This window comes from Nostoc sp. DedVER02 (assembly GCF_034530675.2).
Lineage (GTDB): Bacteria > Cyanobacteriota > Cyanobacteriia > Cyanobacteriales > Nostocaceae > Nostoc.
Genome location: NZ_JAVRCP020000031.1, coordinates 45,113 through 67,228 on the forward strand (window position 1 = coordinate 45,113; position 22,116 = coordinate 67,228).

At 40.8% G+C, this 22,116-nt stretch carries 25 protein-coding genes; 11 read left to right on the forward strand and 14 right to left on the reverse strand.

The window, feature by feature from the left end; genetic code table 11:
* Positions 1 to 4: 4 nt before the first annotated feature.
* Positions 5 to 229 (reverse strand): hypothetical protein, encoded by a 225-nt coding sequence (locus RMZ41_RS24335; RefSeq protein WP_322639609.1) that lies wholly within the window; start codon positions 227 to 229, stop codon positions 5 to 7.
* Between the two features lie 236 nt (positions 230 to 465).
* Here RMZ41_RS24335 and RMZ41_RS24340 point away from each other — a divergent pair, with 236 nt between their 5' ends.
* Positions 466 to 1,359, forward strand: coding sequence for a LysR family transcriptional regulator (locus RMZ41_RS24340; RefSeq protein ID WP_322639610.1), 894 nt, complete (start codon positions 466 to 468; stop codon positions 1,357 to 1,359).
* Positions 1,360 to 1,430: 71 nt separating this feature from the next.
* Here RMZ41_RS24340 and RMZ41_RS24345 read toward each other — a convergent pair whose 3' ends face one another.
* Positions 1,431 to 2,951 (reverse strand): ABC transporter permease subunit, encoded by a 1,521-nt coding sequence (locus RMZ41_RS24345; protein WP_322639611.1) that lies wholly within the window; start codon positions 2,949 to 2,951, stop codon positions 1,431 to 1,433.
* A gap of 83 nt (positions 2,952 to 3,034) precedes the next feature.
* Here RMZ41_RS24345 and RMZ41_RS24350 point away from each other — a divergent pair, with 83 nt between their 5' ends.
* Positions 3,035 to 3,799, forward strand: a complete 765-nt coding sequence (locus tag RMZ41_RS24350) for an amino acid ABC transporter ATP-binding protein (protein ID WP_322734420.1) — start codon at positions 3,035 to 3,037, stop codon at positions 3,797 to 3,799.
* 121 nt (positions 3,800 to 3,920) lie between these two features.
* Here the strand turns inward: RMZ41_RS24350 and RMZ41_RS24355 are convergent, their stop codons facing one another.
* Positions 3,921 to 4,121, reverse strand: coding sequence for a hypothetical protein (locus RMZ41_RS24355; RefSeq protein WP_322639613.1), 201 nt, complete (start codon positions 4,119 to 4,121; stop codon positions 3,921 to 3,923).
* A 204-nt stretch (positions 4,122 to 4,325) separates the two neighbouring features.
* On the reverse strand, positions 4,326 to 4,997 hold the full coding sequence (gene lipB, locus RMZ41_RS24360; protein WP_322639614.1) for a lipoyl(octanoyl) transferase LipB: 672 nt from the start codon (positions 4,995 to 4,997) through the stop codon (positions 4,326 to 4,328).
* Between the two features lie 616 nt (positions 4,998 to 5,613).
* On the opposite strand from lipB, the gene hpf reads away from it, so the two are divergent.
* Positions 5,614 to 6,261 carry a ribosome hibernation-promoting factor, HPF/YfiA family gene (gene hpf, locus RMZ41_RS24365; RefSeq protein WP_322639615.1) on the forward strand — a complete coding sequence of 216 codons (648 nt, stop codon included), beginning with the start codon at positions 5,614 to 5,616 and terminating at the stop codon, positions 6,259 to 6,261.
* An 89-nt stretch (positions 6,262 to 6,350) separates the two neighbouring features.
* On the opposite strand, the gene RMZ41_RS24370 is transcribed toward hpf, so the two are convergent.
* On the reverse strand, positions 6,351 to 6,809 hold the full coding sequence (locus RMZ41_RS24370; protein WP_322639616.1) for a peroxiredoxin: 459 nt from the start codon (positions 6,807 to 6,809) through the stop codon (positions 6,351 to 6,353).
* Positions 6,810 to 6,927: 118 nt separating this feature from the next.
* Here RMZ41_RS24370 and RMZ41_RS24375 point away from each other — a divergent pair, with 118 nt between their 5' ends.
* Both RMZ41_RS24375 and RMZ41_RS24380 read left to right on the forward strand, forming a co-directional pair.
* Positions 6,928 to 8,055, forward strand: coding sequence for an acyltransferase family protein (locus RMZ41_RS24375; RefSeq protein WP_322639617.1), 1,128 nt, complete (start codon positions 6,928 to 6,930; stop codon positions 8,053 to 8,055).
* Positions 8,056 to 8,567: 512 nt separating this feature from the next.
* Positions 8,568 to 9,272, forward strand: coding sequence for a CAP domain-containing protein (locus RMZ41_RS24380; RefSeq protein ID WP_322639618.1), 705 nt, complete (start codon positions 8,568 to 8,570; stop codon positions 9,270 to 9,272).
* A gap of 86 nt (positions 9,273 to 9,358) precedes the next feature.
* On the opposite strand, the gene RMZ41_RS24385 is transcribed toward RMZ41_RS24380, so the two are convergent.
* Positions 9,359 to 10,288 (reverse strand): sugar ABC transporter permease, encoded by a 930-nt coding sequence (locus RMZ41_RS24385; protein ID WP_322639619.1) that lies wholly within the window; start codon positions 10,286 to 10,288, stop codon positions 9,359 to 9,361.
* 122 nt (positions 10,289 to 10,410) lie between these two features.
* On the opposite strand from RMZ41_RS24385, the gene RMZ41_RS24390 reads away from it, so the two are divergent.
* Positions 10,411 to 11,073, forward strand: coding sequence for a GIY-YIG nuclease family protein (locus RMZ41_RS24390; RefSeq protein WP_322639620.1), 663 nt, complete (start codon positions 10,411 to 10,413; stop codon positions 11,071 to 11,073).
* Between the two features lie 88 nt (positions 11,074 to 11,161).
* Here RMZ41_RS24390 and RMZ41_RS24395 read toward each other — a convergent pair whose 3' ends face one another.
* Positions 11,162 to 11,362: a hypothetical protein gene (locus RMZ41_RS24395; protein ID WP_322639621.1), complete on the reverse strand. Its 201-nt coding sequence runs from the start codon at positions 11,360 to 11,362 to the stop codon at positions 11,162 to 11,164.
* A gap of 81 nt (positions 11,363 to 11,443) precedes the next feature.
* Between RMZ41_RS24395 and RMZ41_RS24400 the strand changes: the two genes are divergently transcribed.
* Entirely contained in the window at positions 11,444 to 12,103 is a 660-nt protein-coding gene (locus RMZ41_RS24400; protein ID WP_322639622.1) for a DUF1003 domain-containing protein, read from the forward strand.
* 94 nt (positions 12,104 to 12,197) lie between these two features.
* Here RMZ41_RS24400 and RMZ41_RS24405 read toward each other — a convergent pair whose 3' ends face one another.
* Together RMZ41_RS24405 and RMZ41_RS24410 are read right to left on the reverse strand one after the other, a co-directional pair.
* Positions 12,198 to 12,980 carry an ABC transporter ATP-binding protein gene (locus RMZ41_RS24405; protein ID WP_322639623.1) on the reverse strand — a complete coding sequence of 261 codons (783 nt, stop codon included), beginning with the start codon at positions 12,978 to 12,980 and terminating at the stop codon, positions 12,198 to 12,200.
* Positions 12,981 to 13,149: 169 nt separating this feature from the next.
* The gene (locus RMZ41_RS24410) at positions 13,150 to 13,992 is read right to left on the reverse strand and encodes a methyltransferase domain-containing protein (protein WP_322639624.1); all 843 of its coding nucleotides are present in this window, start codon (positions 13,990 to 13,992) and stop codon (positions 13,150 to 13,152) included.
* A 276-nt stretch (positions 13,993 to 14,268) separates the two neighbouring features.
* Between RMZ41_RS24410 and RMZ41_RS24415 the strand changes: the two genes are divergently transcribed.
* Positions 14,269 to 15,606, forward strand: a complete 1,338-nt coding sequence (locus tag RMZ41_RS24415; RefSeq protein WP_322639625.1) for a TrkH family potassium uptake protein — start codon at positions 14,269 to 14,271, stop codon at positions 15,604 to 15,606.
* A gap of 201 nt (positions 15,607 to 15,807) precedes the next feature.
* Positions 15,808 to 16,503: a TrkA family potassium uptake protein gene (locus tag RMZ41_RS24420; protein WP_322639626.1), complete on the forward strand. Its 696-nt coding sequence runs from the start codon at positions 15,808 to 15,810 to the stop codon at positions 16,501 to 16,503.
* Between the two features lie 128 nt (positions 16,504 to 16,631).
* Here RMZ41_RS24420 and RMZ41_RS24425 read toward each other — a convergent pair whose 3' ends face one another.
* Together RMZ41_RS24425 and queA are read right to left on the reverse strand one after the other, a co-directional pair.
* On the reverse strand, positions 16,632 to 17,741 hold the full coding sequence (locus RMZ41_RS24425) for a tetratricopeptide repeat protein (protein WP_322639627.1): 1,110 nt from the start codon (positions 17,739 to 17,741) through the stop codon (positions 16,632 to 16,634).
* Positions 17,742 to 17,875: 134 nt separating this feature from the next.
* The gene (queA, locus tag RMZ41_RS24430; RefSeq protein ID WP_409875892.1) at positions 17,876 to 19,060 is read right to left on the reverse strand and encodes a tRNA preQ1(34) S-adenosylmethionine ribosyltransferase-isomerase QueA; all 1,185 of its coding nucleotides are present in this window, start codon (positions 19,058 to 19,060) and stop codon (positions 17,876 to 17,878) included.
* A 272-nt stretch (positions 19,061 to 19,332) separates the two neighbouring features.
* Between queA and RMZ41_RS24435 the strand changes: the two genes are divergently transcribed.
* Positions 19,333 to 19,722 (forward strand): hypothetical protein, encoded by a 390-nt coding sequence (locus RMZ41_RS24435; protein ID WP_012412259.1) that lies wholly within the window; start codon positions 19,333 to 19,335, stop codon positions 19,720 to 19,722.
* A gap of 308 nt (positions 19,723 to 20,030) precedes the next feature.
* Here the strand turns inward: RMZ41_RS24435 and RMZ41_RS24440 are convergent, their stop codons facing one another.
* Positions 20,031 to 20,558 carry a YraN family protein gene (locus RMZ41_RS24440; RefSeq protein ID WP_322639628.1) on the reverse strand — a complete coding sequence of 176 codons (528 nt, stop codon included), beginning with the start codon at positions 20,556 to 20,558 and terminating at the stop codon, positions 20,031 to 20,033.
* Positions 20,559 to 20,582: 24 nt separating this feature from the next.
* Here RMZ41_RS24440 and RMZ41_RS24445 point away from each other — a divergent pair, with 24 nt between their 5' ends.
* Entirely contained in the window at positions 20,583 to 21,179 is a 597-nt protein-coding gene (locus RMZ41_RS24445; RefSeq protein ID WP_409875896.1) for a pentapeptide repeat-containing protein, read from the forward strand.
* A gap of 126 nt (positions 21,180 to 21,305) precedes the next feature.
* Here the strand turns inward: RMZ41_RS24445 and RMZ41_RS24450 are convergent, their stop codons facing one another.
* Both RMZ41_RS24450 and RMZ41_RS24455 read right to left on the reverse strand, forming a co-directional pair.
* Positions 21,306 to 21,707 (reverse strand): hypothetical protein, encoded by a 402-nt coding sequence (locus RMZ41_RS24450; RefSeq protein ID WP_322639630.1) that lies wholly within the window; start codon positions 21,705 to 21,707, stop codon positions 21,306 to 21,308.
* 52 nt (positions 21,708 to 21,759) lie between these two features.
* A complete protein-coding gene (locus RMZ41_RS24455) occupies positions 21,760 to 21,903 on the reverse strand; it encodes a hypothetical protein (protein WP_409875894.1) in 144 nt (47 codons plus the stop codon).
* Positions 21,904 to 22,116 lie beyond the last annotated feature (213 nt).

Genomic DNA, 22,116 nt, shown 5'->3' on the forward strand with positions numbered 1-22,116 from the left:
ATTTTTAATACCTATAAAGCTGTTCAATCCACATACAAACATCAGCTTGAGAACCTGAAGAGAAAGTTTTTCTAGTTGCAGGATCGTAAGCTTGCCAATAGATATTACCGTAGCGGTCAACCTTTTGCCAAACTTTTAATTCTTGAGGATCTGCTAAGAGTATTTTGACAAAGTTTTCCCAAATACTATCCAGAGATTTCCAAAAATTGAAGTTTAATTTTTTCCTCAATAACGGGCTGCAAGTTATGTTTGTATCTTCTTTTGGGAGATATTTAATGTTATTACTCAGAAAATTATTCCTGAAAGTTGCTCAGTAGATAAAACACTAGCAACATGTCAGTTAAGAATCAAATCATGGCTTGCATAGGTTCCATAAATATGATTTATAGATAAAAAAATCACTATTACAACCTTTTTGTCACAATTAAATCAGAATGTGCATACTCTTGTTATCGTTAATTGACCATGAAATTCTCCCAACTTCGGGCCATAGTTGCAGTAGCAGATTGTGGTAACTTTAGTGAGGCAGCGCTAGAATTGCAGCTTTCGCAGCCTGCGATTAGTCATGCGATCGCTACCTTAGAAGAAGAATTAGGTGTACCTTTATTTGCTAGAGGTCGTCACGGTGCTGTGCTAACACCTGCTGGCGAGCGCATTTTGTATCATGCGCGTCAGGCTATGCAGCATCTAGAGATGATGCAACACGAAGCAAACTTGCATAAAGGTTTACATGGTGGTCATGTGCGAATTGCGGCTTTTCGTAGCGTCGCCACCCATTTATTACCAAAAGCGATCGCACAATTTCACAATCAATTTCCAGAAATTGCTGTCACAATCATAGAGTGTCCTGCTTTCACCGATGTAGAACAGTGTTTGCGTGATGGGCGTACCGATATTGGTATTACCTGTCTACCAGCTAGTGAGGAATTTGACACTTGGGAAATTTTTCAGGATGAATATCTAGCTTTACTACCACCAGATGCCAAAATTAGCAGCCCAAAAATTACTTGGGAAGATATAGCAGCTTATCCACCAGTTTTACTTCCTTGTACACTCTGTGGACGCATTCTTCACAACCACCTCAAAACTTTAGCAATCCCAATAAACACTGCTAGCGACATTCAAGAAGATTCCACAGTCGTTAGTATGGTGAATCAAGGACTGAGAGCAGCTATTATGCCTCGTTTAGCAGCCGTACCGATTCCCCCAAATGTGCAGGAATACAGTTTACCTGCACCGCTAAAGAGAGTAATTGCAACTGCAATTCTATCTAACGCCCTCCATGTGCCTGCGGTGTTCACATTTTTGGAAATATTAAAAAAATTTGATTTTTATAGTTTAGCTAAATCTACTTATTAACAATAAATAATTCAGCAGTAAAGCCAGATAATTCTGTTGCTTCCAATCATCAGACAATTACTGAAAAATATTTATTGTTTCTCGGATTTTCTGTGTCGTTTAACTGGATTCATCCATACTTCTAAGCGACTAAATGCTTGTGAAGAAAGTAATGTCAAGCATAAATAAACCACTGCTACAGCCGCGTAAATTTCAAAAGCGCGATAGTTATCAGCGACAATTAGCTGTCCTTTGCGAAACAATTCTTCAAAACCAATCACTGCAACTAAACTTGTATCTTTCAACAAACTGATAAATTCATTACCTAAAGGTGGAATCATCCGCCGGAAAGCTTGAGGGAAAATTACATAACTCATTGTTTGCACAGAACTTAAACCTAATGATTGTGCTGCTTCTGATTGTCCTGTTTCGATTGATTGAATCCCAGCACGCACAACTTCAGCAATGTATGCAGCGCTATTCAAACTTAAGGCAATTACCCCAGCTACCAAACGATCAAAAGTAAATGTTAAACCCAGTTCTTGCAAAATTGCAGGTAATCCAAAGTAAATCATAAAAATTTGCACTAACAGAGGCGTTCCCCGGAAAAAATCTACATACGCTCTCGCTATCCAACGCAAGAGTGCAATACGAGAAAGGCGGACAATACCAATCAGGGAACCTCCAATTAAACCAAATACTACAGAAAGTATTGTCAATTGCAACGTTACTAAAGCTCCCTGTAATAAAGTTGGAAAAGCCTGCCAAATCACGCCAATTGAGGTAAATATTTTAGGTGCGCCAGCGCTACTTTGGTTCTCAAATGGTGATTGAACTGGTAATGATGGCGGCTCGGCTTTAAACCATTTTCGATAAATTTGGGAATAAATACCATTTTTCAACACCTTATCCAAACCGTTGTTTATTAATGCCAAATTCGGCGAATTTTTAGCTGTAGCAATTCCGTAAAACTCCTCCGTCAGCAATTGCTGTACTATTTTAATTCCCTGGAGATTGCCCGTATTAATAGCATATAAAGTCACTGGTGCATCATTGATTACCGCATCTACATTCCCATTGAGCAATTCTTGCAGGGCTAAAGGTGCTGAATCAAAACTGCGAATTTGCACTCCAGGAATACTTTTAGCCTTTGCAGCCCCAGTTGTACCAATTTGGACTGCAATTTTTTTATTTTTGAGACTGTCAAAGCCAGTAATATTTTGATTGTCTGCGCGGATTGCGATCGCTAACCCAGCTTTAAAATAAGGACGGGAAAAAGAAATCGTCTTCGCCCTCTCTTCTGTAATCGTGATCGAACTAATCGCTGCATCTACCGTTTTGCTTTGCAAAGCTGGGATAATGCCGTCAAAAGGCAGACTTTGAAAATCCACTTTAAAATTACTAGAAGAAGAAATCGCATTCATCAAATCAATAGAAAAACCCTGCAACTCACCACCTTTTCCCTGAAACTCAAAAGGTGGAAACGCTGGTTCAGTAGCAACCCGCAAAGTTTTCCCCACACTAGAATTGACAGCACAGCCAGTCAATAACAAACAACTCAAACTAACAACCACACACCAGCACAGCCAACGCCCAAAACCAAATTTAGCCATATTATTTTCTCTTACCTCTGCGCCCTCTGTGCCTCTGCGGTTCCTTATCTTACAATCAACTGTAGAGCAGCTTGACATAAGTAATGAATAGTACTATACCCGCCATTATCTTTGACAATATCGAAAAAAACTTTGGTTCCCTAAAAGTCCTTAAAGGAATCACAGGTGAAATCAACCGGGGAGAAGTCGTTGCAGTTATCGGTTCCTCCGGCTGTGGTAAAAGTACCCTACTACGCTGCTTTAATCGCCTAGAAACCATTGACAACGGGCGTTTAATAATCAACGGTATCAACTTATCCCGCCCCACAGTTAACTACAACCAACTGCGACAACTACGAACACAAGTAGGTATGGTTTTTCAACAGTTCAACCTGTTTCCTCATCTCAGCGTCTTAGAAAATATGACACTCGCACCGCGTAAAGTTTTGGGTAAAACACCGAAAGAAAGCGCCCAAATAGCGAGATTATATTTAGAAAAAGTTGGCTTATCTGACAAAGCATCTGCTTATCCCGAACAACTTTCTGGCGGACAAAAGCAACGAGTAGCGATCGCCCGTAGCTTATGTATGAATCCCCAAATCATGCTATTTGACGAACCCACCAGCGCCCTAGATCCCGAACTCGTCGGCGAAGTTTTGCAAGTGATGCAACAACTAGCAGCAGAAGGGATGACAATGGTGGTTGTCACCCATGAAATGCAATTTGCAAAAGAAGTAGCCCATCAAGTGATATTTTTAGACAAAGGTATTGTGACAGAAAAAGGTTCAGCTTATGAAGTACTGACCAATCCCCAAAGCGATCGCCTGCGTATTTTCCTCAGTCGCCTTCAAGTAATTCGTAATTCGTAATGACGCTCGATGACTCGCTAACGCTGCGCTAACGTAATTCGTAATTAATTGAACTAATAACTTTCCTGTTAAAAATCAACTCTGTACTCTCTTGTACAGACGCGATTCATCGCGTCTCCACTTAAAGATATTCACGCAAGAAATCAAATGGATCGTCTTCCCAACAAGGCTCAGGTATCAGCCAAAACAAACTACCACTGATGTCAGCTTCAATTTCATCACCGTCGTCTCTATCAAATAGTTCTATCAAAGCTGTCCAATCACGTTCTCTCAAAGACGTTAACGATGGGGTATATACCTGGAAATTATTTGAGTAATTCACGCGCAAAGTTGTGCTTGACAGTTGTAAAAATTTAGTATAGAAATTTGTAAATAATCAGATTTTAGCTTTGCCAACCATAGTTAAATAGGTATTTTGATACTATTAAATATGGGTTACTTTCATCAGTGTCTCATAATCTAAATAGGACTGCTATAGTATTTGTTACATAATTCCAAACTGAATTTACTCAGACCGGAAAAATCGTTAAGGTTGCGATTCGATTAATTCCACGCCAAATACTTCAGCAAAGCACTGTGCTATATAAAAACGCACTTCTTGGCAAGTAATACCTGGAATCCATTCGGCTAAACTGCCTACAGGTTTATCAGAAATACCGCAGGGTACAATGCGCTCAAAGCCTGTCATGTCTGGACAAACATTTAATGCAAAGCCGTGCATGGTAATCCAACGGCTGACTTTAATCCCAATAGCCGCAACTTTTCGCCCTTGTAACCAAACACCAGTAAAAGCCGGAATTCTTTCTCCCTGCAACCCATAAACTGCCAACACGCGAATAATTACTTCTTCGAGTTGGCGTAAGTACCAATGCAGGTCTTTACGATAACGTTGCAAATTTAAAATCGGATACCCGACTAGTTGACCGGGACAATGGTAAGTAACTTCGCCGCCTCGTTCAACTCGATGTACATCATATTCACCTTTTTCAATATCAAATTTGAGGAAATCTGAGTTGCTTCCTTGTCCCAGAGTGTAAACGGGTGGATGTTCTAGCAAAATTAACACGTCATCTAAACTAGAGTCATGGATGCGCTCATTGAGAAGCGATCGCTGCCATCCATGAGCATCTAAGTAAGGCATTAATCCTTGGTTATACAGCAAACAACGGTTTTTGTATGGTTTTTTACTACGGATCATGCCAAAAATCAACTGGTATTAGGAACAAAATATATTGCAATTTACAGGATTGGAGTCAAAAAGTGTCAAGATTTGCAAAGGATTTTAAAGGAAAGTCAAGGGAACATGCATTAGAAAATACAAAGTGCTAGCTTGAATATACAACCTCAATAGGTTTTAGGAGGAATTCTCTGCAATAAGCATCATGCCAAGACAATAAGAAAGATGCACTGGCTGATGACTCTAATAATCTTGTTTGAAATATAAACAAGATCGACTTCAACAAATACTCGTGTTGTTGACCAACATTGAGCAAACCTCAACCGGATACAGAAGGAGCAACTATCAAAAGTTCTGTAAGCGTTGTTTTAATAAAGAAGACAGTTACCGGAGCTACTGCTCAAATTTCCTCACCAAATAGTTCTATGTGGAAATCCAATTGGATCTCAGCGCAGAGATGAGGAGGAAAATCAAAGTTATAATGAGCAGAAACTTAGATGCAGTAAGCTTAGAGATAGCTTACCAACAGTAGATAGAAACAGTTCACAATTTGTTTTGGCGGAAGTAATAAACCTTACCGCAATTTCTTTTCATACAAAGCAAATTCACACATCAAATATTTAGTGGGAGAGTTTACATGAAGCTTGTCATCCACGGCAAAAATATTGAAATCACCGATGCGATTCGGGAATATGTACATCAAAAGATTGAAAAAGCAGTTAGCCACTTTCAGAGCCTTACAAATGAAGTTGATGTGCATCTGAGCGTAGCCCGTAATCCCCGAATTAATACTAGACAAGCAGCTGAAGTAACTATTTACGCTAATGGTAGCGTTATCCGTGCCGAGGAAAGTAGTGAAAGTTTATATGCCAGCATTGATTTAGTTGCAGATAAAATTGCCCGTCAATTGCGGAAATACAAAGAACGTCTTCAAGATCAGAAAACTCAGTCCCAACCAACAGAAGTAGTTGTTGCAGAGTTGGTGGTTCCAGATTTAATTGGCGATCGCACCCCCGAATTACCCAACGAAGTCGTCCGCACCAAATATTTTTCTATGCCACCGATGACCCTTGCAGAAGCCTTGGAACAACTGCAACTCGTGGGACACGACTTTTATATGTTCCGTAATTCTGAAACTGGAGAAATTAATGTAATTTACGAACGTAACCACGGCGGTTATGGTGTAATCCATCCCCGCAATGGCAACGGTCATACAAACGGCAAGAATGGCAAGTCAAGCCACACTAATATTGCCATGCCGGAAAAGTTGCACTCGAGTAAATAGAGACTGGGGACTGGGGACTAGGGACTGGGAAAGAGTTTCTCAATCCCCAATCCCCAGTACCCAGTACCCAGTACCCAGTACCCAATCCCTCATTTCACAAGTTGTTGCAAGGTTTTTAGCGCTTCTTCAACATGACCTTTAAAGTTAAACATTGAATCAAACACGTATTGCACAACTCCTTGTTGATCAATGACGTAAGTAACGCGACCAGGGAATAAGCCAAAGGCTGCTGTTGCGCCATATAGCTTCCGTACTTGGTCGCCTTTGTCAGTTAACAAGGTAAAAGGTAGATTATATTTTGCAGCAAATTTTTGGTGAGATTCGCTAGAGTCAGCACTCACGCCGACAACTTCAGCGCCAGCGCTTTTAAACACTTCATACTGATCGCGAAAGGCGCACGATTCAGCCGTGCATCCGGGTGTGTCATCCTTGGGATAAAAATATAGGACAACAGCTTTTGTGCCGCGAAAATCTTGGAGGCTAACTGTTGAGCCGTTTTGAGCAGGTAGAGTGAAATTAGGAGCGGTATCTCCAACTTTGACTGACATAACAAATGGTGGTAATTACTTAACAAAATTTTACCTTGTATCCAAGTATATAAATTTTGCTTGATTACCTGCATGAGGCGGAGTAACTTAGATACTCATCAAAGAAAAAATTCCCTTTATGCGTCTGACTTCACTAGATGTTTTTCGCGGCATTACGATCGCTGCTATGATTCTCGTCAATATGGCGGGAGTCGCTGATGATGTATATCCTCCCTTAGCCCACGCCGATTGGCACGGCTGTACACCAACTGATTTGGTATTCCCCTTCTTTCTCTTTATTGTTGGTGTAGCGATGACTTTCTCGCTGTCAAAATACACTGAAGATAACAAACCAACCTCAGCTATTTACTGGCGCATCTTACGCCGCGCCGCCATTCTCTTCGCCTTGGGATTGCTACTAAATGGCTTTTGGAATCAAGGTGTTTGGACTTTTGATTTGAGTAGCATCCGCATTATGGGAGTGTTGCAGCGCATCAGTATTACCTATCTGTTGACTTCCTTGATAGTTCTCAACCTTCCGCGCAAAGGTCAATGGATACTCGCAGGAGTAATACTTATCGGCTACTGGCTAACGATGATGTATCTACCAGTACCTGATTATGGCGCGGGAGTTCTGACACGAGAAGGTAATTTTGCTGCTTATATTGACCGGATGATTATTCCCAAAGCACATCTCTATAAAGGCGATGGTTTCAAATTTATGGGAGATCCAGAAGGATTGTTCAGTACTATTCCTGCGATAGTAAGCGTCCTCGCTGGCTACTTTGCTGGTCAATGGATACGCAGCCAACCTGTACAATCACGTACAAGCATCGGGTTAGGATTATTTGGAGTTGGTTGTTTAATTATTGGTTGGGCGTGGGGGTGGACATTCCCCATTAACAAAAAGCTGTGGACAAGTTCTTATGTAGTCTTTACTAGCGGTTGGGCGTTACTTTTGCTAGCAGCTTGTTATGAACTTATCGAAGTTCGGCTGAATCGTCGCTGGAGTAAACCTTTTGAAATTATGGGCTTAAATGCGATCGCACTTTTCGTTCCATCTGTTTTGTTGATTAAAATCTTAGTGAAAACCACTATCGGCACAAGTAAGGACGCTCCCAGCACCTACAATTGGATTTACCAGAATTGTTTTGCATCTTGGGCGGGACTTCTGAATGGTTCCCTTTTGTTCGCCATAGTCACCGTGTTGTTGTGGTGGGCTGTTGGTGTTCTAATGTATCGACAACGTTGGTTTCTCAAAGTTTGAAATTATATCCAGTAAATCAGGCGTAATTAGTCAATTGATCGCAAATTTTTTTGGGCTTATTTCCTTACACTGAGAACAAGCGATCGCAACAACGCTTCTTTAAGCAGACACGATATAAACTCTGTATTTTTCTGTCAAACGCAAATATGCAAAGTTTTTATTTGCGTTATATTTGATATAAGCTAACTTTCTAAATTATTGTACTTAAAAGCAAGCGTAATCAAGTAAAAATATTTTTTGTGGTTTACGTTTGAGTGTTGGCTAGGTTACAACAGGTATTAAGTAATCCTTTTTTAACACTCAAGGAACAAAGACCATCACAGCGTTATCTATAACTCTTGATAAATTTATTTCTGTTCTGGTTATGGAACTGGTAGAAATTCTGATGTCTGACAACAAGCCGCTTCTAAAATTACTAATAAAGAAGCGTCTATAGAATTCTCTGTGTGTTAAAAATTTTTATTTCTTCTAATTCACTAAATTAATCCATAGAAAAAACTTTGAGGTAATAAATGCATCGCATTAAATTTTGGGTACTTTTACCAGTTACCCTGATATTCGGTTGCTCAAATCAACTGTTACAATCTAGCCCATCTGTGGCAAATTCTAACCCAGCAGTAGTTAAATCAAGTAATCCAACATTATTAGCAAAGGCGAGTTACCTTTCACCTCTAGAACAACAGGTAATTGTTGAAACAAATAAGGTACGAACAAATCCCAAGTCATATCTCCCGATTTTGGAAAACTATAGAAAGCGCTTTCAGGGGAACCGAGTCAAAATTGCTAATAATACCTATTTGCGAACTCAAGAAGGAGTCAAAGCAGTCGATGAAGCGATCGCATTTTTGAAATCTGCACGTCCTGTAGGAGCGTTGAGTGCCTCAAAAGGTATGTCTTTAGGAGCAGAAGACCATGTTAAAGACCAAGGCCCAAAAGGTGCTACAGGTCATGATGGTAGCGATGGTAGCAACCCTTTTACTCGCATCAACCGATATGGTAAATGGCAAACAACCGCAGGCGAAAATATCAGCTATGGCCCAAACACTGCCCAAGATATCGTCATGCAATTAATTATTGATGATGGCGTGCGCGATCGCGGTCATAGAACAAACATTTTTAACGGTGCTTTTAAAGTGTCTGGCGTTGCTTATGGAACTCACAAATCATATAGAACAATCTGCGTAATTAACTACGCTGGGGGTTATAGAGAAAAATAATTTGAGATAGTAAATGGGGACAATACGATTCGGTAAAAATCCCCCCGCCTTATTTTTGCGAATATTAACCATTCCAGGGCGGCGATTCAGATGGTGATATTCTCGTCCCCTTGCCGATTAATAGTTAATCGCAAAATTGATAATCCTAAAATTATCAAAAATAACATTAACCCAATTGTGCAAGCATAGCTAATTTCCAAGTTACTAAAAGCTTGCTCATATAGATAATAAACAATCGTTTTAGAACTGCTGAGTGGCCCGCCTTGGGTCATAATATATACTTCTTCAAAGACTTTGGTCGCAGAAATAGCCGAAATCACCGCTACTAATGCTAAATATGGCTTCATCAATGGTATGGTAATATCCCAATGTTTGTTAATACCATCAGAGCCATCAATGGCTGCGGCTTCGTACACATCAGCAGGAATTGATTGCAACCCCGCTAAATAAATTACCATGTAGTAGCCTAGTCCCTTCCATACCGTGACAGCCATCACGCTGGCAAGAGAAATTGGTACAATACCAAAAATTTTTTCTGGGCTAGTTAACCAAGGAATACCTTCTGGAAAAAGCCCCAAAGCTTTTAATAACTGATTCAGCAATCCATTTTCTGCATACAGCCATTTCCAAGCTATTCCCGCAACCACCATTGAAATTACTACTGGGGTGTAGTACGCTGCCCTAAACCAATTCATTCCCCGCAGTTTCTGATTTACCAAAATTGCTAGCACTAAGGGAGCAATTACTAAAATTGGGACTACACCCACAAGATATAAAAAAGTGTTTTCCAAGGTTTTCCAAAAAACAGCATCCTTCCAAAGTTTGAGGAAATTGGCGAAACCTATCCATTGTGGCGGCTGGGCGATATCTTCGTAGCTGGTAAAGCTGAGGTAAAAGGCTTGTAGTGCTGGTAAAAAGACTGTTAACCCCAAAAGAATCAAGGCGGGTAGTAAAAATAGATAAGGGGTAAGTCGCTGTTTGATGAATATCCAATTTTTGGGTGTCAATTGATTCATATCAGGTCTAATAATTGTTTTCGCTTTGTCAGCAATAATTTGGGGATATGAGTAGATTTAAGCTTCAATATTCTAAAGGCATATATTTGCAATCTGCTGTCATAACTCAGAGATAAACGACGATGGAAACTCAGCACAACCCGCCAATAGAACATCAAAATGTCCCCATAAACCACCGTGGGCTACATGAATTTTTGTATAGTTCTGATGACGAACACACCGCTACTGAGGTGAGTATAACCCCTGAACTGGCAAATAATGGTACTGAAATCATTGACCTTGAAGCTTGGAGTGCATCTGCTCAAAACGCTAAAATTGCAGGTGTTTACGCAGTATTAGATGTAGAACACCGCGTGCAGTATATTGGCTATTCTCGAAATGTCTTGCTTTCACTAAATAGTCATGTCACCCAAAATGGTCAGCAAAAGTGTGCTTTTGTGCGTGTGCAAGCATTTAAGTTCCCCAAACGTCAAGAGATGGAAGACTTGCGAGATGCGTGGATAGCAGAACTCGAAACCACACCACCTGGAAATGCAACAGATTGCGAAATGTGGGCTAGTACGGTAGGTGAAGCTGCAAAGGCGGTAATGTCCGAGGCGGAACGTCAAGCTTATGAGGAGAAAAAGCTAAAGCTACGGAAAGCAATGGCTGATACAAGCCTCTCTAAAGATTTAGAAACAATAGATGCGAGTATAGCCGAACGTCAGCGTCAACTTGAAGCTGCTGTGACAAATGATGATTGGAGTGTAATTATCGACGCACAGACACAAGAAACCAAGTCTTAGCTAAATGTCTAGTTTCCCCATTAAGGAATCGGTGTTTTAGAGGATGGAGGTGCGATCGCAGTTTACATAAGCTGCCATAGAAAGTAATTTAATTGGAGCGATCGCTTTCAGTTGCCACTCTGAGATATCCTCTGGCTGTTGAGACTCTTTGCACTGCCGTTAATTGGTAAATTTTCATTACCACTACATTAGGCTGGAGTGCGATCGCCCCTATACCCCTCAATCCAATACTTGCGATCGCTGCCTTTAACGTTCCATCACTTTTTTCTATCGTTTTGAGAAGAAACAATATTTGCTCCTATCGTTTAATCAGCGTACATTAAAAGTCATCAGGAACAACACAGGCAGAAATAACGCCAAGAGGTGCAACATGAATCCATTTAAAAAAGTATCGTCTAACAATATTGATGCAAAAGTAGTTCAAAAACCTCAAGTTGTAGAGATACAACCAGCAGCCCAAAACATTTCCACTGAACCACTGACTCGCGGACAAGTCATTGCTGATAAATTAGCGATGAAAGTAGGTTCTTGGGGATTTCTCATTGGGCAAAGCGTTGTTTTAGCTGGGTGGGTTGGTATAAATGCAATGCCTGGGGTTCCCCACTGGGATGAATCACCGTTCATGATGCTCAATTTAGTGTTTTCATTTGCTTCAGCCTATACAGCACCAGTTGTCTTGATGAGCCAAAATCGTCAGTCTGATACCGATCGGAGAAACGCCGAAATTGACCATCAGGTGAATTTGAAAGCTGGACAAAATATTGAACTGCTACATGAAAAATTGGATGACTTACACACTCAAAAACTAAACGAACTGACCCAAATTATCAAGGAACAGCAGCGAGTTCTTCATGAGCTTCAAGTAAGTCTAGTGCCTGAATCTAAAGAGGTTAAAGTGAGTGTATTACCAGGATTGTACATCCAAAATGGCGCTCAATCACCTAAGCAAGTTATTGTTAATAAAGCTTTCAATGTTGAGCAACCAGTTATGGACAATAACAAAGTTATTGATAAATTGGTTCGTCGATAAATATTCCTAACTAAGGCATTTGTAAGGGTATATTTGGCAAAATTGTACAGAAGTAATAAAAAAGTGTCAAACTCTGGTTAACAAAGTAATAGAGTTATGGTGACACAGCAGAAATTGCACAAACTTGTAAACCCACAGGTGTTTGAATAATTACAGATTCCACACCAAATACTTGGGCGATCGCACTCGGTGTCAGAACTTCTTCAGGTTTGCCAACTCCCCAAAGATGACCTTGTTTTAATAAAGCAATGCGAGAACTATATCGTGCCGCTAGGTTGAGTTCGTGTAAAACGGTAACAATAGTTAATTCTTGCTGTTGATTAAGATTTTTCAGTAATTCCAATAACTGTAATTGATAGTTGATATCTAAAAAAGTTGTCGGTTCATCTAATAGTAAAACTTTTGGTTCTTGCGCTAGTGCTAAAGCTAAAAAAGCGCGTTGTCTTTCACCACCGGAAAGTTCTTCAACTAAGCGATCGCTTAATTTTTCTAGTTGCGTCTTTTTAATTGCAGCTTCAACTTTCACCCAATCTTGACCGTTTAATTCCCATTGCCACCAAGATTGATGTGGCGTGCGTCCTAAACTTACTAATTGTCGTACTGTTAAACCTACGGGAACCGTTTGTTGTTGCGGTAATAAAGCCAGTTTTTGTGCAACTAGATTTGGTGGTTGAGAATGAATTGCTTTGCCATCAAGTAGGACTGTTCCCTGCCGTGGGGAGAGAATACGACTCAGCAATTTTAATAAAGTAGATTTACCTGAGCCATTAGCACCAACTAAACTCAACCATTCTCCTGTTTGTAGAGTAAGGTTAATGTCTTGAACAATTGGGATTGTGGTGTAACCGCCTGTGAGGTTTTGCAGTTCGAGTGGCATTTGCTGAAATTAACAAGAAGAAACTTAATTTTATAAGGTTTCTCCGATATATGCATTGTAATTTACAAGCTTTGCAATCGCTCCAAACCCCCTATCAAGTCTCATGATACATAACTAGGAACATCTGCTTCAATGCTCCTAGATGACATCTTTTTCCTGAAGTGGAATTCTACTTATTGCCGTACAATAAGCCAAACCGAATTAACCCACGCTCATAACCGCGACGCATTAATCCCAGTGATAATGCCCCTTGGATGGTAGTCCAACCAGCATTAAGTAAGCCCCAAAGCGCTTGGGGAGTGAATGCGGAATCAATCACCACATTCCAGAAAGGGGCGACAGCAGTTGACCAATCAGCAGTGCGGATATTATGTAATGGTAGTTGATGTGCGATCGCTTCATACTCTGGCAAAGAAATCACATAAGGCAAGCAATACACCCGATAAATATCCTGCAAATGCTTTTCTTCATCTGCTGTTAGTGGAGACTCATCTGTTGGTCGATGGCACCAAGTCACCATAATTAACTTACCACCAGGCTTTAATACTCGATAACATTCCTGGAGAAACTTGGTTTTATCTGGCATGTGTTCGCCACTTTCCAGCGACCAAACCAAGTCAAAAGAATCGTCAGCAAAGGGCATTGCTTGAGCATTTGCGACTTGGAATTGTGTTCTCAAACTCAAATTAGCTTCCAAGGCGCGTTCCGTTGCTCTCGCGGCTTGTACAGGACTCAATGTAATCCCTGTAGCCTTAGCATTAAATTTTTGTGCAAGGTATAAAGAACTACCGCCAATTCCACAACCCACATCTAGGATATTTTCTGCTGCTTCTACCCCTGCCCAATTGAGCAATTCTTCGATTAAATCAATTTGAGCCTGACGACGGTCTTTTTTCTGGCTACCATCAGCGCCGTAATAGCCGTGGTGCATGTGTTCGCCCCATATCTGTTCCCACAGACCAGATGAAGCATCGTAAAATTGCTGAATTTGCTGGTAAAGTGTTGCACTCATGAAAAAAGCAGTGTTAAGACAAAGCCGAATTTAAAAAAAAACATACAGATAGGCTACCATGTATGTTTTTAATTAAATAAGGGTATTTTTGCTTGTAAAGAAAGTCAAGCGTAATTTATCCTGCTTAGAAAAATTCCTCAGTTTTACCCTAATAAACTGTTTTCCCTGAAGTTTCTACCAATTCTCTAAAAAAATGTATACATACAAGAGGTATAAACCCAGATAAAATCTAACTTCCTTAATTACGAATTACGAATTACGAATTACAAATTAATTATGACTGTTGCTCGGACAATTTGTTTGGGATTTCTGGCTGTCATCGCTGTAGGTACTATTCTGTTGATGATGCCTTTTTCAACTAGCAATGGTGCATGGAATAACCTAATTGTGGCACTATTCACTTCGACATCCGCAGTTTGTGTCACAGGTTTATCAGTAGTCGATCCTGGTACTTATTTTTCATTTTGGGGTCAATTTTTTATCGCATTATTAGCTCAGATTGGCGGGTTGGGCTATATGACAACTACGACATTTCTGATTTTGCTCATTGGTCGTAGGTTTGATATGCGGCAAAAAATAGCTATTCAACAAGCTTTAGACCGACCGGGAATGAGTGGTAGTACCCAAGTTATCCGTTCAATTATTGCCACAACTTTAATTTTTGAAATTACAGGTACATTCTTACTTTTGCCAGCTTTTGTTCCTGAGTATGGATGGAGTAAAGGAATTTGGCTAGCTATTTTTCATAGTATTAATGCTTGGAATAATGCTGGTTTTAGTTTATTCAAAGATAACTTAATTGGGTATCAATCATCTTTCTTAGTAGTCTTTACCATCACAATGTTAATTATCTTTGGGGGAATTGGTTATCAGGTAATTTTGGAGATGTACCTTTGGTTGCGCGATCGTATTTTAAAAAAATCTATTAAAACCCAAAGATTTTCTCTAGACTTTAAAGTTGCAACCAGCACAACCTTGATATTATTATTACTAGGGCTAGTTGCTTTTTTCTGTATAGAGATCAGAAACCCTGAAACATTTGGCGATCTAAATTTACGTGACCAGATATTAGTAGCTTGGTTTCAATCTGTTACTCCCAGAACTGCTGGTTTTAACACCATCGATATTGGCAAAATGACCACAGCTGGTCTATTTATTACGATTGCGCTGATGTTTCTTGGTGCAAGTCCAGGTGGTACTGGAGGAGGTATAAAAACAACAACTGTAAGAGTCTTAACCAGTTGTACTAAAGCTATTCTCCAGGGAAAAGAAGAAGTTTTATTGTACGATCGCAAGATAGCAATATCTTTAATTTTGAAAGCTGTGGGTGTATTGGTAGCTTCAGTAACAACCGTGATTTTAGCTACTATCTTAATCAGCCTCACAGATCCAACATTAGATTTTATTCAAATTTTGTTTGAAGTGGTATCAGCCTTTGCTACCGTGGGGCTTTCTACAGGTATTACAGGAAGTATCTCTATAACAGCAAAGCTCATCTTAATTATGACTATGTACATTGGACGAGTAGGTGTTTTACTACTGATGTCTGCTGTACTAGGAGATCCGCGTCCTTCCAGAATTCACTATCCTGAAGAAAATTTACTCGTGGGATAGTTAGGGAGAAGGAGTAGGGGATGGAGGAGCAGGGGAGGCAAGGGAAGAATAACTAATGACTAATGACAATTGACAATTGAGTAATGACTAATGAATAAACTGATAAAATATACATTGGAAGGCAAAAAATATAATTTTTAATTCAAACGGTATAACCGCTTTTTGCCCTAAATACAGGGAGCCATAATAAGGATAACAACGGTGAATCTGTCATCATTAAGTTTTTTTCGCAGTTTACGTAAAGATAACCAACAATTTGCTGTAGTTGGGTTAGGTCGTTTTGGTAGATCGGTCTGTTCTACACTGCATAATTTTGGTTATCAAGTGCTGGCAACAGATATTGATGAAAAACGAGTTTCAGAAGCATTAACTGAGGGAATCGTTGGTCATGCTTTGCAATTAGATTCTACAGAACCAGCTGCACTAAAAGAAGCTGGAATTTTTGAATTTGATACTGTGATCGTAGCAATTGGCAACTATGTTCAAGAAAGCATCATAACCACCTTAAATGTGAAAGAAGCTGGTGTACCCCATGTAGTTGCCAAAGCTTCTAGTGAAGTTCATCGTAAACTGTTGCGGCGAGTAGGAGCAGATCACGTTGTTTTTCCTGAGTATGAAGCGGGTTGTGCCTTAGCGCGTACACTAACCAAACCAGCAATCTTGGATCGCTTTGATCTCGACCCAGATAACAGTATTGTAGAGTTGATTGTGCCTGATGAATTTCACGGCAAAACCATCACCGAACTTCAACTTCGTAACCGCTACGGTTTAAATTTGCTAGCTGTAAGCCAGGATGGGAAATTTCAAATTAATCCTGATGCCACGAAGCGTTTAGAACGTGGTTCAGCAATGGTAGTTATTGGCTGCAATAAAGATATCAATCGTTTGCCGATTTAGAAAAGTTAGGAGTTGAGAGTTAGGAGTTATTAACTATCAAGGAAAATAAAAGCACCAGTCTTCAAAATGTATGCTGAATTCTGAAGACTGGCGGATGACTTATTCGTTTATTTCCAACTCTGAGTTTTTTATTGTCCAGGACTTGTTGATGTAGACTGTGGTTCAACAGAGATAGGGACATTAACAGGGTTAGCTGGAGTTTCTGATTGATTTAACGTTTGTGGCTCAGGTGTTTGTATTACCTTACTTGTGTTGTCTGGAGTCTGAGAAGGAGTAGCTGTTTGACTGGCTTGAGGCTGTTGTTGCTGAATTTTCTGGGCAATTTGTTGCATTAGCTGTTCTATTTTCTCAGCTTGCTCAATGTTCCCTTGCTCACGATACTCCTTACGGGCACGTTTCAATACTCCACCAGCTTTCTTCATCTCGCCCTGATTATATAAAGTGACTCCCAAGTTATAGTAAGCTGAGGCATTTTTAGGATTGAGGAGAATAGCTTGCCGATAAACAGAAATAGCTTCAGAAGCTTGACCTTGAGTTGCTAGCAAATTTGCCATATTGTTGTAGGCTGTGGCATTTTTAGGAGCTAGCTGCAATACTTGGCGATAAGTGGCGATCGCCTGTTCTGTTTGACCTTGTTGTTGCAAGGCGATCGCTAAGTTAAAATAAGCGTTGGCATTGCTACTATCTACATTAATTGCTTGCTGGTATGCTGCGATCGCTTCCTGTATACGTCCTTGTTCATACAGCGTTAAACCCAGATTATACAGCGCTGCTCCCCTTGTGGGATCTATCACCAGACTTTGACGATAAGCTGTAATCGCTGCATCTTTTTCTCCTTGTCGGTACAACACCAACCCTAAATTGTAATAAGCTTCGCTAAAATTGGGATTAACTTTAATCGCCTCTACATAAGCTTGTAAAGCTACATCCAGGCGATTTTGCTCCATGAATATATTACCCAGATAATTCCGCGCAATCGCAAGGCTAGGATCTCGCTGCAACGCTTGACGAAAGGCAAATTCTGCACCTTGTAAGTCTTTGCGGTTATAGCGCGTGACTCCCTGTTGGAAAAAGCTAGCTGCTTCGAGATCCTGAGAAACTGCGGTTTCTGCTAGCAGCTTACTTCCCGAAGAATTAGTAATTGCCGGCGCAGCTAAGACCAAAAACGCAGAACAGCTACAGAGTGTCACCCGGCAAAATAAATGTAACGACTGAGAAAATAGGAATTTTTCGAACATAAATCACAGACCTATACTTATTTTTCACTCCCATAAGTCAGAGTACCCACCACAAAAGAAAAAATTCCAATTTTCCAACTCTTGTACAGACGCGATTAATCGCGTCTCTACTCGCAACTCTTGTACAGACGCGATTAATCGCGTCTCCTAACTTCCACAGCTTCCGGTAAAATTAGCATGGCATCGCCGAATGAATAAAAGCGATATTTAGAAGCGATCGCTTCGTTGTATATATTCAATAATCGTTGTCGGCCAATCAGCGCACTTACCAACATCAGTAAACTGGAACGCGGTAGGTGAAAATTAGTAATTAAACCATCCACTACCCGCCATTGGTAGCCAGGATAAATAAACAGGTCTGTTTTACCGCAAAATGGTTGTAAATTCCCAGATTCAGCCGCCCCTTCTAAAGCCCGTACTACCGTTGTTCCTACAGCAATAATTCGACCACCAGCTGCTTTAGTGGCGCGGATTTGCTCTACTGTGGCGGCGGGGACTTCAATCCATTCTTCGTGCATCTGATGGGTAGTTACATCCTCCACTTCCACAGGGCGAAAAGTGCCGACACCAACGTGTAGGGTTACAAAAGCTTGATTGATATTGCGATCGCGCAACTTTTGTAATAATTCTGGGGTAAAGTGTAATCCTGCCGTTGGAGCCGCGATCGCTCCTGGTTGTTTGGCATAAACTGTCTGATACTGCTCATCATCTGCTGACGAGGCAGTAATGTATGGTGGTAGCGGTACTTCACCAAATATCCCTAACAGTTGTACCAAAGACTTTCCCTCTGGCACATCAAATTGCAACAAACGTCCCCCAGTTGCTGTATCTGTTTCTAAAACCGTAGCGGTAAGTTGGGTACTGGGTATTAGGGGCTGGAGACTAGGAACTGGGGAAGAATTTTTCCAATCCTCAATCCCTGCTCCCCTTGGTTCAAAAATAATCTTTGTTCCCTGTTTGAAGTTTTTTCCTGGCTTAACTAAAGCTAACCAACAGTTATGCTCTCGTTCTTCCAACAGCAACACTTGGAGTTTAGCACCAGTGGATTTATGGCCATAAAGCCGCGCTGGAATAACTCTTGTATTATTCATAACCAACAAATCACCAGGGCGTAGCAGTCCGGGCAAATCATGGAAAATGTGGTGAGATGGTTCTGTTTCGATGCCTGTAGTGGGGGAATTAACCACTAGTAAACGAGAACTATCTCTAGGAACAGCTGGGTTTTGGGCAATGAGTTCTGGAGGTAGTTTGTAGTCATAGCCAGCTACCGAGCAATCTAATTCCAAATCTTTTTCTTGTGTGCCAGAAGTATCTTTCAAATTCGTTTGTACTAGTTTTTGTTTTATTTAGTATTTATACTCTCTTAAAAAAGCTGCTTTTAGCTTTTTCTTCTAAAGGAACTTTAAGGTATCTTTGCTCAATTTTCTCCCAAGGCTATAAGATTGTTACTATTAAGTAACACGGAAAAATTAACATAAAAATTGGGTAAACCTCCCCATCCAAAAACGGGGGCTTTTACCCTACCGGGAACAGGCAATGATTGACGAATATAGATATGTAGGATTGGCTTTGATCCCAAGCACCAACAAACATGGAATACTTGTATTATCTGGCAAATGCCAGTCTAACCCTGAGGGTCGTTCAACACCTGCACGCTAGACCCCAGACACCAGTTTCGTTCGTCACCGTAATTCATCAAATTGATGGCTGGGTGGTTAGGATCAAACTCAAAGGTCAAGTCTCACCCCAAGAAGATGGCGACTTTCGCGCTTTTCTAAATGAATTAGGAATTAGCTACGAACCGCCAATGAGGGTGCAAATGGCACTTTGGAGTTTGGAAGCCGGACAATGCCCTGTAGACGTGATGCGTCGCTATCAGGTAGCGATTGTTTCTCATGGAAGTCCAGAGAGAGACGAAATCGAAGCCTTCCGACAACAGTTTGTCCGGGGCTTAGGTTACTGTCCAGAAACTTTGGCGTGATGGCATTTGGTTGTAACGCCACTACAAAATTATCAAGAAAGAATTCAGGAGTCAGAAGTGATGCCCTGAGCGCAGTCGAAGGGTCAGAATTCAGAGTAAATCTATGAATTTTGTACGAATGGCAGACGAATCAAGGGGTTAACACCCCCACTAAATATATTTTCTATTAGTGTTTACCCTACGGTAACGCCAAGGGCAAACAACTCGGTGGCAGGTTTAAATACCAACTAATTGATTCTGACTGCTGTTAGCCGATAGCTATGGTTTAGCCCATTCTGGTTTCTGAATTCTTCTTCGATCATTACCAATTAACCATTATCAATTGAAGAGTCGAAAGCTGCCAGAATGTATTCTTGCAGCTTAAACTTGTATCCGGCGGCTGATGAAGTAGCTACAACTTCCTGAGTTGCTGTAACTCCAGTCAGATTTTTTGATATCTTTTGACAAGAGACAATAGCAACATCAAATCGGCAACAATAATCTGCCTTCTCAGGGTATTGGGCTAAGAATATTCCAGCTGTCCGCGAAATTTTTGCTTGCTTTTGTGGCGTGATAGCGTTTCTTCCCCCTGCATCCCAACTCCCGGAACTACGGGTTTTAACTTCAACAAATGCTAATATTGAGTGTTGAGTCCTGACTTCTCTGACTGCGCTTCTGCTTCCATACTCCTCTGCTTCTCCGATTCCATCATATTGGGCGATGATATCGATTTCTCCCCAACGGCTAGAAAAGCGACGATGCACAATTATCCAACCTGTCGATTGCAACCATTGGGCAACTAGGTCTTCTCCTAAATGACCAATATTTGGATAATGGGATGGAGGAAGGTTAGCCATTGACTAAAAAATATTATGAATTCTATAAATTCTAGGTTAAGCGATGCCTGCGGCGGTCTACGCCTACGCAGAACGGATTCTACACTCGACTCATCCCGGATACAATTCGGGTTGAGGCATAAAAGAGACTATCACTTTTGGGCAAGCATACTCAGCTTATTCCTTTGGGGAATAGTTGGCATCACTGCAACCGTGGGTTTTGCTTCAACAGCTTTAGCACTCGAATATAATAAGGAAATTTTGGTCGAGGCTGATTTTTCAGGACGTGATTTAACAGACTCCAGCTTTACCAAAGCTAATCTTCGTCAGAGTAACTTCAGCCACGCAAATTTGAACGGTGTCAGCTTTTTTGCAGCAAATTTGGAATCTGCAAATTTGGAGGGTTCTGATTTGAGAAATGCCACTTTAGATTCGGCTCGTTTAGTGAGAGCAAATTTGACAAATGCGCTGTTAGAAGGTGCGTTTGCCGCTAACGCCAGATTTGATGGTGCAATCATTGACGGGGCAGATTTTACCGATACGCTATTGCGTCCCGATGAGCAGAAAAAATTGTGCAAACTTGCCAAAGGAACTAATCCAACCACAGGACGAGATACACGTGACACGTTGTTTTGTCCTTAGTATTTTCTAGCTGGGAATTGGGAATTGGGAATTGGGCATTGGGCATTGGGTATTGAGTATAGTTATTCTCCTTGTCCCCCTGCTCCCCTGCTCCCCTGCTCCCCTGCCCCTTTCCCATTGCCGAAACTACCAACCAACGGCCCCAATCTTTTGACAAACAATTTTCATTCCTTTGCCTGGTGAAGAATTTGCGACAAAAGGTATTTCTCCTTTCTCCTTATCCTCTTCAAGTAGCTGCCCCTCTGAACCGTAAATGGCGATGCGATTCCGAAAAAGCCGCGATTCTGTACATGATGCATCGAAGGTAGTCTCGAAGATGCCATCACCATACATTCCGTAAAGCTTGTATGTCGTGCCGTTAATAGTTTTTGTGTCCAGGGCAATGCTGTTTCCTAATTTATCATGCCCTACGGTAATATATCTTTGTGCATCTTGGGCGATCGCTATGCCAACACCTTCAGCGAACGCACTACCATTACTCAATAAAATAGCGATCGCTCCCACCATCCCGCCGATTTTAAAATACATACGCTTTAAAAATATAAGATTTCATATATTTCTATCCGCAATCAAAGTGGTTCTAGCAGGGTAGAAGTACTGAAATCAAGAACTTGAGGGCTGTTTTTCCTATCTTCTGCATGGCTCTATCTTCTGGCTTTTTACCTGCCTGGGCGATCGCATCTGATGCCCAAATGGGAACCATAAAAAAATAGGCTAATACCATGCTTTGGTATTAAGCAAAGAAACGTAATACATCACAATATATTTGTTTATCCATGTCTAACGAACAAGAGCAGAATTCCGCTTTTAACGCAGCTGCCAACATTAACGTTCACCATGCCCAATTACAGGATTTATCCTTATACCAATTCTGTATGAAGATGCGCCAAACTACGTCAAACTTATAGATGGGTGCATTTAGTAATTTTGTTATGAG